This window comes from Streptomyces sp. NPDC031497 (assembly GCF_055580905.1).
The window spans coordinates 289865-303100 of the sequence record NZ_JBVIKO010000010.1; the positions used below are offsets into that span (position 1 = coordinate 289865).

The following is a 13236-nucleotide window of genomic DNA, read 5'->3' on the forward strand; positions in this document are numbered from 1 at the left end:
CTCCTTCGGTGGCGACGGCCGGACGAGGCGTGCGTAAGGCGAGTCCTGCGCAGAGAGTGTGCTACCCAGGTGTGAGTCGAGCGTGAACATGCCCAGATGGGGGCGTGTCGCACGGTGGACATGGTGTTGACCGTCCCGAAGGCATCCGGATAACTTCATTCAACGGATTGTTGATTCCGTACAGTGGAAAACAGGAGGGTGTGGGATGGGCCAGGGCCAGCAGCAGAAGGTGGCGACGAGTCTCGCGGGCGCCGTCAGCGAGGAGATCAGCGCCTCCCTCGCGCCGGTCGACGCCGAACTGGAGCGCCGCTACCCGGGCGACCCCGGCACCCGCCAGCCCGTCCACACCGTGTACGTCCCCGGTGACGCCTTCGCCGCGGACACCGTCCGCTCCTGGGGCGACCGGGCCCTCGCCGCCCTCGACGAACACGCCCCCGACGCAGCCTCCTTCGCCGCCGTCCTCGGCCTGTCCGACGAACTCGCCGAGCCCGTCCACTCCCGGGTCCGCGCCAAGCTGGAGCGCGAGCCGATCGAGGACCTGCGCGTCGACTTCGAGGACGGCTACGGCCCCCGCCCCGACGCGGAGGAGGACGAGACGGCGGCCCGGGCGGCGCGGCTGATCGCCGAGGCGTATGCCGAGGGTACGGCGGCACCGTACATGGGCATCCGGATGAAGTGCATGGAGGCCGCGGTGCGCGACCGGGGCATCCGCACCCTCGACATCTTCCTCACCGGGCTGATGGCGGCCGGCGGCCTGCCCGAGGGCCTCGTGCTGACCCTGCCCAAGGTGACCTACCCCGAGCAGGTCACCGCGATGGTCCGGCTCCTGGAGGCCTTCGAGAAGGCGCACGGCCTGGAGCCCGGCCGGATCGGGTTCGAGATCCAGATCGAGACCAGCCAGTCCATCCTCGCCACCGACGGCACCGCCACCGTCGCCCGGATGATCCAGGCCGCCGAGGGCCGCGCCACCGGATTGCACTACGGCACCTTCGACTACAGCGCCTGCCTCGGCGTCTCCGCCGCCTACCAGGCCAGCGACCACCCGGCCGCCGACCACGCCAAGGCGGTCATGCAGGTCGCGGCCGCCGGTACCGGCGTACGCGTGTCGGACGGTTCCACCAACGTGCTGCCGGTCGGCCCCACCGCGAAGGTGCACGACGCCTGGCGGCTGCACTACGGACTCACCCGGCGCGCCCTGGCCCGCGCCTACTACCAGGGCTGGGACATGCACCCCGGCCACATCCCGACCCGGTACGCGGCCGTGTTCGCCTTCTACCGCGAGGGTTTCGAGCAGGCCGCCGCCCGGCTCGCGCGGTACGCCAACCGCGCCGGCGGTGACGTCATGGACGAGCCCGCCACCGCCAAGGCCCTCGGCGGGTACCTGCTGCGCGGACTGGACTGCGGCGCCCTCGACATCGCCGAGGTGGCCCGGCTGACCGGGCTGACCCGCGCCGATCTGGAGGGGTTCGCGGCACCCCGGCGCGGCGATCTGACGGCCTCCGGCAAGTAGCGGCCGGCGTATCCGGGTTCGGGGGATCCGGGCCGCCGGGAGACCTGTGGCGGGTGGACGACGTCTGGTGGGCCAGGGCCGACGACAGCGGCAACGCCGGTGGATACGTCAGCGACGTCTACACCAAGGGCGGCGACCACGACGAGCCGGTCCCCGGACCTCCCGTCCGCCGAGCAAGGACGTACCGCTCCAGGCCCGACGCGACCGCCCACCTCCGCTCGGCGAACAGCCGGGTGCCCCGTCGGCACAGGTCGGCGTCGGCGCGCGCACGGGCGCAGAACTCCTGCGGCGTGGCACCGAACAGCCCCCTCAATTCACCCGACTCCGTGAGGAGTTCGGTGAGAAGGGCAGGTTCGCCGGGGTGACGGCGGGGTGTGCCGGAGCCGTCGTGCAGGACGCCGTGCCGGTTGACGTAGGCGTGGACGCCGGGCAGCGTCGTGCCGTCCGCCAGGTCGACGCGTATGTCCGGGGCGGGCAGCCAGGCCCGGCCGAAGTTGCCGCCCGGCAGCGGTACGCCCTCGCTCGCGTCGATCACCTCCAGCTGGGGCCCGTCCAGCCAGAGGACGAACAACTCCCGTGCCGTCGCGGGGGACCGGAGCGGGGACGCCGAGACATAGCCGAGCCGGCTGACGTGCGCGGAGACGCCCACATCGAGCCCGGTCACCCGGGTGCGCACCATGGGGATCGGCCCGGTCACCCCGGACTCGGCCATCTTGTGCTGGAGTTGGGCGGGAGAGGCGTTGGAGCCCACCGCGAGCACCGGTACCCGGCCGTCGTCGTGCACCAGCCGGTCCAGCGGCAGCAGCCGGTCGCCGTCGAGGAGTCCGGAGTCGGCGGGCCAGACGCCGGGGTAGGTCAGCGGGTGGTCGCGCGGTGCCTGGTCGAGGCCCAGTTCCGTGAGCGTACGGCCGGTCATGCGCGGCTCACTCCGAGGGCGGCAGCTCGCCCGAGCCGCGGGTGACCAGCCGGGTCGGCAGCTCGATGCGCTCCGGTGCCAGGAGAGTTCCGTCCAGCTGACGGAAGAGCCGCTCGGCGGCCGTACGGCCGAGCAGGGCCGCGTCCTGGGCGACGACCGTGAGGCCCGGATGCAGCAGATCGGCCAGCTCGATGTCGTCGAAGCCCACGAGCGCGACCGGGCGGGGCTGTTCGGCGAGGACCCGGATCACGGTGACGGTCACCCGGTTGTTGCCGGTGAAGATCGCGGTGACCGGGGCGGGCCCGGACAGCATCTCCTCGGCGGCCCGGCGCACCCGCTCCGGGTCCGTCATGCCGAGGGAGGTCCACGCGGGCGCGACGGATATCCCGGCGTCCTCCATCGCGGCCCGGTAGCCGCGCAACCGCTCGGCCGCCGTGTGGATGCCGGGCATGTCGCCGATGAAGCCGATCCGGTGGTGGCCGTGCGCGATCAGGTGGGCGACCCCGTCGCGGGCCCCGCCGTAGTTGTCGGACAGCACCACGTCGGCGTCGATCCTCCCGGCCGGGCGGTCCACGAACACCGTGGCCACGCCAGCCCTGATCTCCGGCTCCAGATAGCGGTGGTCGTCGCCGGCCGGGATCACCACCAGCCCGTCCACCCGCCGCGCGCACAGCGCCAGCGCCAACTCCTGCTCCCGGTCCGGGTCCTCGGCGCTGGAGCCGTTGATCAGCAGCGCGCCGTGGGCCCGGGCCACCTCCTCGACGGCACGGCTGAGCGGGCCGTAGAACGGGTCGGCGAGGTCCTCCAGGACGAGCCCGATGCTCGCGGTACGGCCCTTGCGCAGCACCCGCGCGCTGTCGTTGCGGCGGAAGCCGAGTGCGTCGATCGCCTCCTGGACCCGGCGTTCGGTGTCCGGGGTCACCCCGGCCTCGCCGTTGACCACCCGGGACACCGTCTTGAGACCGACACCGGCGCGCGCAGCCACGTCCTTCATCGTCGGCCGGGTCCCGTAACGGGAGCCGGGAAGACGGTCTGCGCGGCGGGAGGTCTCGGGCACGATGCGGCGTCCTGTCCTGTCGTCCACGGTGGGATTCCTGTTGTCCACGGGGGATGCACAGGTCCATGGGTTTGTATGAGGATGTGGCGTCGAGCATAGAGCCTGGACAACGTTGTCAGATGCGAGGGAGACTGTCCACCGCAATCTCCGGCCCGCGCCCCCACCGCTGGACGGCTGCCTTTCACTCGGTTACTCATGGTTGACGGGGAGATCTGACTCTGATGCACACCGACCTCGTGGCGGCCCTCGACATCGGCGGCACCAAGATCGCCGGCGCTCTGGTGGACGGCCACGGACGGATCCAGGCGCGCGCCCAGCGCGCGACGCCTGCCCAGCAGGACGGCGAGACGGTCATGGGGGCCGTCGAGGAGGTGGTCGGCGAACTCGCCGCTTCACCCCTGTGGGGGCGGGCCGGCTCGCTCGGGATCGGCAGCGCGGGCCCGGTGGACGCCTCCGCCGGCACCGTGAGCCCGGTCAACGTGCCGGGCTGGCGGGACTTCCCGCTCGTGGAGCGGGTGCGCGCGGCAGCCGGCGGTCTGCCGGTCGAGCTGATCGGTGACGGCGTCGCCATCACGGCCGCCGAACACTGGCAGGGCGCGGCCCGCGGCCACGACAACGCGCTGTGCATGGTGGTGTCGACGGGTGTCGGCGGCGGCCTGGTGCTCGGCGGCAGGCTGCACCCCGGGCCGACCGGCAACGCGGGCCACATCGGGCACATCAGCGTCGATCTCGACGGGGACCCCTGTCCCTGCGGATCGCGCGGCTGCGTGGAACGCATCGCGAGCGGGCCCAACATCGCCCGGCGCGCGCTGGAGGGCGGCTGGCAGCCGGGTCCCGACGGCGACACCTCGGCGGCGGCGGTCGCGGCCGCGGCCCGGACCGGCGACCCGGTCGCGGTGGCGTCCTTCGAGCGGGCCGCGCAGGCGCTGGCGGCCGGGATCGCGGCCACCGCGACCCTGGTCGAGATCGACATCGCGGTGATCGGCGGCGGTGTGGGCAAGGCGGGGGACATCCTCTTCACGCCGCTGCGCAAGGCCCTCACCGACTACGCGACCCTCTCCTTCGTGCAGCGTCTGACGGTCGTCCCGGCCCAGATGGGCACCGACGCGGGCCTGGTGGGCGCGGCGGCGGCCGCGCTGGCGCGGATGGGCACGGACGCGACGGCGGCGGGGGTCTGAGGCAGCCGCGGGACGGAGCAGTAACGTTCAGGCCCGGTCGGCCGGGGTTCAGGTCCGGCCGACCGGGCCGGTCGGGAACGGCCGGTCGGGAACGTGCTACGCGCGGGACGTCAGCAGGTGATCCGCGCGTCCGCCCAGTCGCCGTGGTCGGAGGTGACGCCGTTCCCGCCGTCGGTGACGACGAGGCTGACCACCTCGGCGCCGGTGACGTCGGCGGTGAACGGCCGGGCGGGCATGTCCGTGGTCAGTACGCCGGTCGAGGCGACCTTGGTGCCGTCCGCCCAGACCTCGAAGGAGACGCTTCCGTCGGCGCCTTCCTCGTCGTCCACGCCGACCTCGGCGGTGACCTTCTCGCACGCCTTGCCGGTGTAGTAGTCGACCTGGCTCTGGGCATGGGTGCCGAGCCCCTTGGCGTACACCACCCCGCCGACGGTGATCGGATGCCCGTCGCCCGCGGCGGTCTCCCCGTTGCTGGTGTCGCGCTCCACGGGTCCCCAGCCGTTGTCGGCCGACAGCCAGGGAAGGTCGCTGAGATAGGAGCTGCCGGCGGGCGGCGGGTCCGCGACGGTCATCGTGATCGTCATCGTGCTCTCGGCGCGCACTCCGGCCGGCGACCGGTAGCTCGCCCGGAGCCCGAGGTCGTACGACCCCTTCGGCGTCCCCGCGGGAGCGGTCACCTTCCAGCCGGTGCGCAAGGCACGGCCCGTCGGCAGTGCCGCGGTCCTGGCCGGCGAGGTCGGGGTGACGGTCCAGCCGTGCGGGCCGGTGAGCGACACGGAGACCTTACGGGCCGTCGTGCGGCCGAGGTCGGTGACGGACGTGGTGAGCGCGGCCGTGCTGCCCGGCTCGATGAACCGGCTTCCGTCCAGGCCGAGCTCGACGGCCGGTGGGTTGGCCGCCCAGCGCCGGTCGACGGCGACCCGGACCAGGACGGTGCCGTGCGCCGGGACGACCGCGGAGAGGGCGCCCGCCGTGTTGTAGCTCCGGTGCCGCCACAGGTCGCGCAGGGTGTAGGCGGGCGCGTGCGAGAGGCCGACCGCCTGCGCGGTGGTCGCGATGCGCTGGGGGGAGCTGGACTCGTTGAAGAGGGCGACCGCGCGGCTGCCGTCCTTCATCTCCTTGGCGACGACCCAGCGTCCGCCGGCCGAGGAGACCACCGTGCCCTGCTTGCCGAGCGGGTCCTGGTCGACGGCGATGACCTCCTTGTTGTCCAGGATGTCGAAGGTCGCCGGGGAGGCCTTGCGCAGGTCGGTGCCGATGAGCAGCGGGGCGGCCATCATCGACCACATCGAGAAGTGCGAGCGGTACTCGGTGTCGGTCATGCCGCCGTTGCCGACCTCCAGCATGTCCGGGTCGTTCCAGTGCCCGGGGCCCGCATAGGGCGCGAGCGGCAGGTTCTGCTTCAGGATCGACACCATCGAGCCCCAGCTGTCGCTGATGTCCCCGGTGGTGCGCCACAGCTGGCCCACGTCCGAAGCCCACTCCCAGGGCTTGTTCTCGCCCCATTCGCAGATGCTGTAGACGATGGGCCGCCCGGTCGCCTTCAGCGCGTCCCGCATGGTGAGATAGCGCTGCCTGGCGTCCACGCCCTGGTTGTTGCAGTTGTCGTACTTGAGATAGTCGACACCCCAGTCGGCGAACTGCCGGGCGTCGCTGTACTCGTGGCCGAGGGCGCCCGGGAAGCCCGCGTCGTTGCAGGTCTTGGTGCCCGCGCTGGTGTAGATGCCGAGCTTGAGGCCCTTGGCGTGCACGTAGTCGGCGACCGCCTTGATGCCGTGCGGGAACCTGGCCGGGTCCGGGACCAGCTTGCCGTCCGCGTCGCGGCTCGGCAGGGCCCAGCAGTCGTCGAGGTTGACGTACCGGTAGCCGGCGTCCTTCAGGCCCTTCGCCACGAAGAGGTCCGCGATGCCCTCGACCATGGTCTCGTCGAAGTCCGCACCGCAGTGCGTGGAGTTCCAGTTGTTGAAGCCCATCGGCGGGGTGAGGGCGAGTCCGTCGGCGGGGGCGGGCGAGCCGGATGCCCCGCCGGCGGCGGCGGGTGCGGCGAGGCCCGCCGTACACAGCAGTGCCGCAGTCAGTGCTCCGACCACTCTTCGGCGGGTTGTGCGGGTGTGAGGGTGACGCATCGTGACGCTCCTCCGACTCGCGAAAGGTGGGATGACGTCATGTGGGCGTCATCGGTGCGCGCTTATGGTAGGAGCTGTTGAGCTATGTTGGAAGGGAAGTGGTGAAGGTTGCTCCAGTTCCCGTACTGGCCTGGTTGTGGGGCCTGTTGGGGATGGGGCGCCGTCGCGTGCGTTGGGTTGTGTTGACTGACGGACCCAGGAGACTATGAGGTCTCTGGGACCTGCCTGTGGGGTGGCCGGGTAGGACATCCGATGTCCTGGTGCGGCGACGGCACCCGGCCTCACCGGAACTCGTGGACCACGCCGATCGTGCCGACTATGTGCGCGTTGAACTCGTCCAGCTCCTCGGCCGGCACCCACAGCTCCAGGATCGTGCTGCCGCCCGCCTGCTGGACGGGGTAGCGGCGGACGAACTCCGTGTCGACCTCGAAGCGGGTCACGAAGCCGGCGCCGTCGTGCCTGACGTTCCAGTCGCGGGCGATCCTGATCGCGTAGTCCTCGTCGAGCACCGGGTAGAAGATCGGCTGCTCGGGCAGCCGGGGCGGCCAGGCGCGCCACTCCAGCTCCCGGACCAGTGCGAGCTCCACGGGGCCGGTGGGGCGCCAGAGGGTCGTGGTCGGTCGCGGGCTGGTCATGGCGCAGGTCTTTCCGTGCGGTCGGGAGATCGGGTCTCCCGAGGCTAGCCGCGCGGTGATCGCCGGGGCCACCCGGTTTCCGCGCGGGACCGACGGCGAGGCGCCCACCGCCGCCGCGCCGACCCGCCGTGTTGCTCCCCTCGCGGGTCCGCCCGTGACCCCTGGCCGCCCGCGTAGTTGGACGGGGCATGAAGAAGCGCAGCATGCTCGCCATCGCCAGCCTGGCCACCGGATTCGTCGTGGCCGCCATCACTCCGTCGCACGCCGCCGACGACGGCCCGCTCGACGACCTGCACATCTCGGACACCCTGGAGCACGTCGGCCATCTCGTGGGCGAGGACAGCTTCCAGACCGATCGGGACTTCCTGGGCCAGGAGTAGCCCGGCGGGGCGGGAGAGAACGACGGTGCCGGTGTTCCGCGGAGGGAGCACCGGCACTCCGTTCTGCGCGCCCTCAACGGGAACTGGTTTCCGTGGCAGTGTGGAGCGGGCAAGCCTCAGGGGGCCAACAGAAGAGGGGGAAGTCCGTGATCGTCTGGGTCAACGGCGCGTTCGGTGCGGGCAAGAGCACCACCGCACGTGAACTGATCGAACTGATCCCGAACAGCACGCTCTTCGACCCCGAGATCATCGGCGGGGCACTGACACACCTGCTACCGGCCAAGCACCTCGCCGAGGTCGGGGACTTCCAGGACCTGCCGATGTGGCGGCGACTGGTGATCGACACGGCGGCCGCGATGCTGGCCGAGCTGGGCGGGACCCTGGTGGTTCCCATGACGTTGCTGCGCCAGGAGTACCGCGACGAGATCTTCGGGGGTCTCGCCGCCCGCCGGATCGCCGTCCGGCATCTGTGCCTCACCCCGGCCGAAACGATCCTGCGCGAGCGAATAGCCGGGCGCGAGATCCCGTCCGACCTGCCCGACGGCGAGATGCGCGTCCGGCAGTGGTCGTACGACCAGATCGAGCCCTACCGCGCCGCCCTCGCCTCCTGGATCGGCGCCGACGCCCATCTCGTCGACACCAGCACCCTCACCCCGTACGAGACGGCCGTGTACATCGCCGACGCCGTCGGCACCGGTACCGCGTCCGTCTGCGACATCGTGCAGACCCCGGAGCCCACCGCCGAGACCCTCGCGGCCGGGGTGCTCCTCTTCGACGAGGAGGACCGCGTCCTGCTGGTCGACCCCACCTACAAGGCCGGCTGGGAGTTCCCCGGCGGTGTCGTCGAGCCCGGCGAGGCCCCCGCGCAGGCAGGCGTGCGCGAGGTCGAGGAAGAGACCGGGATCCGGCTGGAGAAGATGCCGAGGCTGCTGGTCGTCGACTGGGAGCAGCCCGTACCGCCCCGCTACGGAGGCCTGCGGCTGCTCTTCGACGGCGGCCGGCTGGACTCCGCCGAGGCCGGACGGCTGGTGCTGCCGGGACCCGAGCTGCGCGGCTGGCGCTTCGTCACCGAACAGGAGGCCGCCGAGATGCTGCCCCCGGTGCGCTACGAACGGCTGCGCTGGGCGCTGCGGGCCCGGGAGCGGGGCGCCGCGCTCTATCTGGAGGCCGGCATCCCGGTCGGTTGACGTCCCCTGACTGCCTGTCGAGGTCGGTGTGGGCGGCGATACGGCGCGGGGTGTGGTCATGTCCCCACGCTCAGCGCGGCGGCCCGTAGGTGTCCGCGGATTTCCGCAGCACCCGGGATGCCTCCGCGGTCACCGGATCACCGTGGCCGAAACAGGCCACCTCCGCGGCCAGATCGGCCAGCCGCCCGAAGGACGCGACGGCTCGGGCCCGGTCGAGGTTGAAGACCCCGAGAATCACCGAGCCGGTGACCGGGGACACCGCCACCGCGTCCCCGGTGAACAGCACGCCGTGCGCAGGCAGATGGAGCGCGATGCTGCCGTCGGTGTGACCTGGCACGTGGACGACCCGGGCGCCGCCGCCGAAGTCCAGCACGGCACCGTCGGACAACTCCGTCACCTCGTCCGGGGGGACCGGCTCGCCGACCGGCAGCAGCTTCGCGACCTCGGCCCGGATCGGCTGCTCCCACTCCTCGAACACCGGCGGCGGGCCTGGGATCTCACCCCGGATCACCGGTGCGTCCAGGCGGTGGGCCAGCACCTCGGCTCCGCTCAGGGCGGCGAACTCCGCCGCCCCGCCGACGTGATCCTCGTGGAAATGGGTGAGGACGATCCGGCGTACCGACGAAGGGGACCGGTCCAGCGCGGTGAGGGCGTCGGCGATGGGCCGGCCCGAGCCGAGCGGGCCGGCGTCGATCAGCGTCGAGGCACCGGTGTCCGGGTCGTGCCAGAGGTAGGCCTGGCCGACCGGGAAGCGCAGCAGGTGCAGCCGGGGGAGCAGTTCGATGACGTCCATACCCGGACCGTAGGAGGGCCCCCGTCCGCGGACGAGGGCCCTCTGCCGTGGGCAGAGCGGTTCAGCCCGCCGCGTAGTTCCGCAGGAACAGCGCCTCGGCCACCGACAGGCGCTCCAACTCCTCGGGAGACACGCTCTCGTCGACCGCGTGGATCTGCGCCTCCGGCTCGCTCAGACCGATCAGCAGGAACTCGGCGTGCGGGTAGAGGCTCGCCAGGGTGTTGCACAGCGGGATGGAGCCGCCCTGACCGGCGTACTGCATCGTCTCGCCCGGGTAGGCGACCGCCATCGCGTCGGCCATCGCCTGGTACGCCGGGCTGGCGGTGTCGGCGCGGAACGGCTGCCCCTGGCCGACCGCCTCCGTCCGCACGCGGGCACCCCACGGCGTGTGCGCCTCCACGTGGGCCTGGAGCAGCTTGCTCGCCTCGGCCGCGTCCACGCCCGGCGGCACCCGCAGGCTGACCAGGGCACGGGCCCTCGCCTGCACCGACGGGGTGGCGCCGACCACGGGCGGGCAGTCGATGCCGAGCACCGTGACCGCCGGACGCGCCCAGATGCGGTCCGCGACCGAGCCGTCACCGATCAGCCCGACGCCGTCCAGCACCTTGGCGTCCTTGCGGAACTGCTCCTCCTCGTACTCCAGCCCCGCCCAGCCCGCCTCCGGCGCGAGCCCGTCGACCGTCGTCGAACCGTCCTCCGCGCGCAGCGAGTCCAGCACCCGGATCAGCGCGGCCAGCGCGTCCGGGGCGGCACCGCCGAACTGCCCCGAGTGCAGATTGCCCTGGAGCGTGTCGATCTGGACCCGGACCATGGCCATGCCGCGCAGGGTCGTGGTCACCGTCGGCAGGCCGACCCGGAAGTTGCCCGTGTCGCCGATGACGATCGTGTCCGCCGTCAGCAGGTCGGGGTGCTGCTCGGCATACCGCTCCAGGCCGCCGGTGCCCATCTCCTCCGAGCCCTCGGCGATCACCTTGACGTTGACCGGGACGCCACCGTTCGCCTTCAGCGCACGCAGCGCCAGCAGATGCATGATCACGCCGCCCTTGCAGTCGGCGGCACCGCGCCCGTACCAGCGGCCGTCCCGCTCGGTCAGCTCGAACGGCGGGGAGGTCCAGGCGGCCTCGTCCAGCGGCGGCTGCACATCGTAGTGCGCGTACAGCAGGACCGTTTTGGCACCTTCCGGCCCCGGCAGATAGCCGTACACCGACTGTGTGCCGTCCGGGGTGTCCAGCACGGCGACGTCCACGAAGTCCTCGGCGCGCAGCGCGTCGGCGACCCAGTTCGCGGCGCCCTCGCTCTCGCTCTTCGGGAACTGGGTGAAGTCCGCCACCGACTTGAAGGCCACCAGCTCGGCGAGCTCCGCCCTCGCCCTGGGCAGCAGGGCGGCGACGGTCTCGGCGACCGGATTGGACGACATGGGCACGCTCCTCGTGGGTGCGACGTTGAACTGGTGAGTACACCGATCCTCCCACAGCGGCCTGCGGCGATCTCCGCCGTAGGATGCGGGGGACAGGTGGTAGGTGCCCGGCTACGGACGGACAGGGCCTGACCCACGGGTTGATACGGCACCTACCGCTTGATACGGCATACAGCACATACGGCACATACGACACTTACGGCTTCTACGGCTTGATCGGAGCAGCGGACCATCGTGAGCGGTGAGAATTCTTCGGCGGACGACGTGCAGCGGGTGTGGGACGTCGTCGTGGTGGGCGCGGGACCCGCGGGAGCCTCGGCGGCCTATGCGGCGGCGGTCGCGGGACGGCGCGTGCTGCTGCTGGAGAAAGCCGAGCTGCCCCGCTACAAGACCTGCGGCGGCGGCATCATCGGACCCTCGCGCGACGCGCTCCCGCCCGGCTTCGAGCTGCCCCTCAAGGACCGGGTGCACGCGGTCACCTTCTCCAACAACGGACGGTTCACCCGCACCCGCCGCTCCAAGCAGATGATGTTCGGGCTGATCAACCGGCCCGAGTTCGACCAGCAGCTGGTCGAGCACGCCCAGAAGGCGGGCGCCGAACTGCGCACGGGCGCCGCCGTGCAGCGCGTCGAACAGCACGGCTCGGCCGTCCCCGACCGGCGCACGGTCGCCGTCGTCCTCCAGGACGGCGAGACCCTGCTGGCGCGCGCTGTGGTCGGCGCCGACGGCAGCGCCAGCCGGATAGGCGCCCACGTCGGCGTGAAGGTCGACCAGGTGGACCTCGGCCTGGAGGCGGAGATCCCGGTGCCGGAGACGGTCGCCGAGGACTGGAAGGGACGGGTCCTCATCGACTGGGGCCCGATGCCGGGCAGTTACGGCTGGGTCTTCCCCAAGGACGACACCCTGACCGTCGGCGTGATCTCCGCGCGCGGCGAAGGCGCCGCCACCAAACGGTACTTGGAGGACTTCATCGCCCGGCTCGGCCTCGCCGGCTTCGAACCGAGCGTCTCCTCCGGCCACCTGACCCGCTGCCGCGCCGACGACTCGCCGCTGTCCCGGGGCCGGGTGCTCGTGTGTGGTGACGCGGCCGGCCTCCTTGAGCCCTGGACCCGCGAGGGCATCTCCTTCGCACTGCGCTCGGGGCGGCTCGCGGGGGAGTGGGCGGTGCGGATCGCCGAGGCCCACGACGCCGTCGACGCCCGCCGGCAGGCGTTGAACTACGCCTTCGCCGTCAAGGCGGGCCTCGGCGTCGAGATGAGCGTCGGCAAGCGGATGCTCGCGGTGTTCGAGCGCCGGCCCGGCCTGTTCCACGCGGCCCTGACCGGCTTCCGCCCGGCCTGGCGCGCGTTCAAGGAGATCACCCAGGGCCGGACCTCGCTCGGCGAACTCGTCCGCTCCCACCCGCTCGCCCAGCGCGCCCTCACCACACTGGCTCCGGAGCCGGTGGTCTCGGAGAAGGCCGCCGAGGCGGACGCGGACGGCGCGGGCGGCGCGGACGCGGGGGACTCGGTCACTTCGTGACGGCGATCCGGAAGACCGGGTGGTCGGGGGCGATGCGACGCAGGTCGGCGTCGGGCGAGTCGGGGCCGACCCCGTTGAAGAAGACGCCGACCTCGGCCTTCCAGCGCTTCAGGTAGGCCCGCAGCAGCTCGACCTTGTCGTCGTCGGCGACCTCGGTGGCGGTGAAGACGTCCACGTTCTTGCCGAGCCGCAGTTCGCCGCCGCCGGCGGCGCGCATGTTGTGGGTCCACTGGACGTGGCCGCGCGGCGCGAGCAGGTACTGCTGGCCGTCCACCGTCAGCAGGTTCACGGGGGTGGTGCGCCACTCCCCGCTCTTGCGTCCGCGGACGGCGAGGACGCGGGAGCCCCAGATGCTGATACCGCGGCCGGTGAGCCAGGCCACGGCCCGGTTGAAGACGTTGACGGTGAACCAGCCGGGTTTCTGGATGTGTGTCGCCACGATGACGATGACCCCCACAGTTTGGGAGAGCGGTGCTCTCGCTTGACTCCAGTGTGGGGGAGATCGGCGATCCAAAG

At 72.0% G+C, this 13236-nt stretch carries 12 protein-coding genes; 5 read left to right on the forward strand and 7 right to left on the reverse strand.

Annotation, left to right across the window (positions count from 1 at the left end; all coding sequences use genetic code 11):
* The first annotated feature begins 205 nt into the window (after positions 1-205).
* Positions 206-1510, forward strand: a complete 1305-nt coding sequence (locus ACZ5K7_RS23010; RefSeq protein WP_351712973.1) for a DUF6986 family protein — start codon at positions 206-208, stop codon at positions 1508-1510.
* A 118-nt stretch (positions 1511-1628) separates the two neighbouring features.
* On the opposite strand, the gene ACZ5K7_RS23015 is transcribed toward ACZ5K7_RS23010, so the two are convergent.
* On the reverse strand, positions 1629-2426 hold the full coding sequence (locus ACZ5K7_RS23015; protein WP_468915643.1) for a hypothetical protein: 798 nt from the start codon (positions 2424-2426) through the stop codon (positions 1629-1631).
* 7 nt (positions 2427-2433) lie between these two features.
* The gene (locus tag ACZ5K7_RS23020) at positions 2434-3510 is read right to left on the reverse strand and encodes a LacI family DNA-binding transcriptional regulator (protein WP_351712977.1); all 1077 of its coding nucleotides are present in this window, start codon (positions 3508-3510) and stop codon (positions 2434-2436) included.
* A gap of 194 nt (positions 3511-3704) precedes the next feature.
* On the opposite strand from ACZ5K7_RS23020, the gene ACZ5K7_RS23025 reads away from it, so the two are divergent.
* A complete protein-coding gene (locus tag ACZ5K7_RS23025) occupies positions 3705-4661 on the forward strand; it encodes an ROK family protein (RefSeq protein ID WP_351712979.1) in 957 nt (318 codons plus the stop codon).
* Positions 4662-4771: 110 nt separating this feature from the next.
* Here the strand turns inward: ACZ5K7_RS23025 and ACZ5K7_RS23030 are convergent, their stop codons facing one another.
* Entirely contained in the window at positions 4772-6787 is a 2016-nt protein-coding gene (locus ACZ5K7_RS23030; protein WP_468915646.1) for an NPCBM/NEW2 domain-containing protein, read from the reverse strand.
* A 281-nt stretch (positions 6788-7068) separates the two neighbouring features.
* The gene (locus ACZ5K7_RS23035; RefSeq protein WP_351712981.1) at positions 7069-7422 is read right to left on the reverse strand and encodes a hypothetical protein; all 354 of its coding nucleotides are present in this window, start codon (positions 7420-7422) and stop codon (positions 7069-7071) included.
* Between the two features lie 188 nt (positions 7423-7610).
* Between ACZ5K7_RS23035 and ACZ5K7_RS23040 the strand changes: the two genes are divergently transcribed.
* Positions 7611-7802, forward strand: a complete 192-nt coding sequence (locus tag ACZ5K7_RS23040; RefSeq protein ID WP_351712983.1) for a hypothetical protein — start codon at positions 7611-7613, stop codon at positions 7800-7802.
* Between the two features lie 146 nt (positions 7803-7948).
* On the forward strand, positions 7949-8989 hold the full coding sequence (locus ACZ5K7_RS23045) for an NUDIX hydrolase (RefSeq protein ID WP_351712985.1): 1041 nt from the start codon (positions 7949-7951) through the stop codon (positions 8987-8989).
* Positions 8990-9059: 70 nt separating this feature from the next.
* Here the strand turns inward: ACZ5K7_RS23045 and ACZ5K7_RS23050 are convergent, their stop codons facing one another.
* A complete protein-coding gene (locus tag ACZ5K7_RS23050) occupies positions 9060-9782 on the reverse strand; it encodes an MBL fold metallo-hydrolase (RefSeq protein WP_351712987.1) in 723 nt (240 codons plus the stop codon).
* Positions 9783-9843: 61 nt separating this feature from the next.
* Entirely contained in the window at positions 9844-11199 is a 1356-nt protein-coding gene (locus ACZ5K7_RS23055) for a M20/M25/M40 family metallo-hydrolase (protein ID WP_468915648.1), read from the reverse strand.
* A gap of 234 nt (positions 11200-11433) precedes the next feature.
* Here ACZ5K7_RS23055 and ACZ5K7_RS23060 point away from each other — a divergent pair, with 234 nt between their 5' ends.
* Complete coding sequence (locus ACZ5K7_RS23060) at positions 11434-12720, forward strand: geranylgeranyl reductase family protein (protein ID WP_351712991.1); 1287 nt, start codon at positions 11434-11436, stop codon at positions 12718-12720.
* Here ACZ5K7_RS23060 and ACZ5K7_RS23065 read toward each other — a convergent pair.
* Positions 12710-13159: a nitroreductase family deazaflavin-dependent oxidoreductase gene (locus ACZ5K7_RS23065; RefSeq protein WP_468915650.1), complete on the reverse strand. Its 450-nt coding sequence runs from the start codon at positions 13157-13159 to the stop codon at positions 12710-12712. The genes ACZ5K7_RS23060 and ACZ5K7_RS23065 overlap by 11 nt on opposite strands.
* Positions 13160-13236 lie beyond the last annotated feature (77 nt).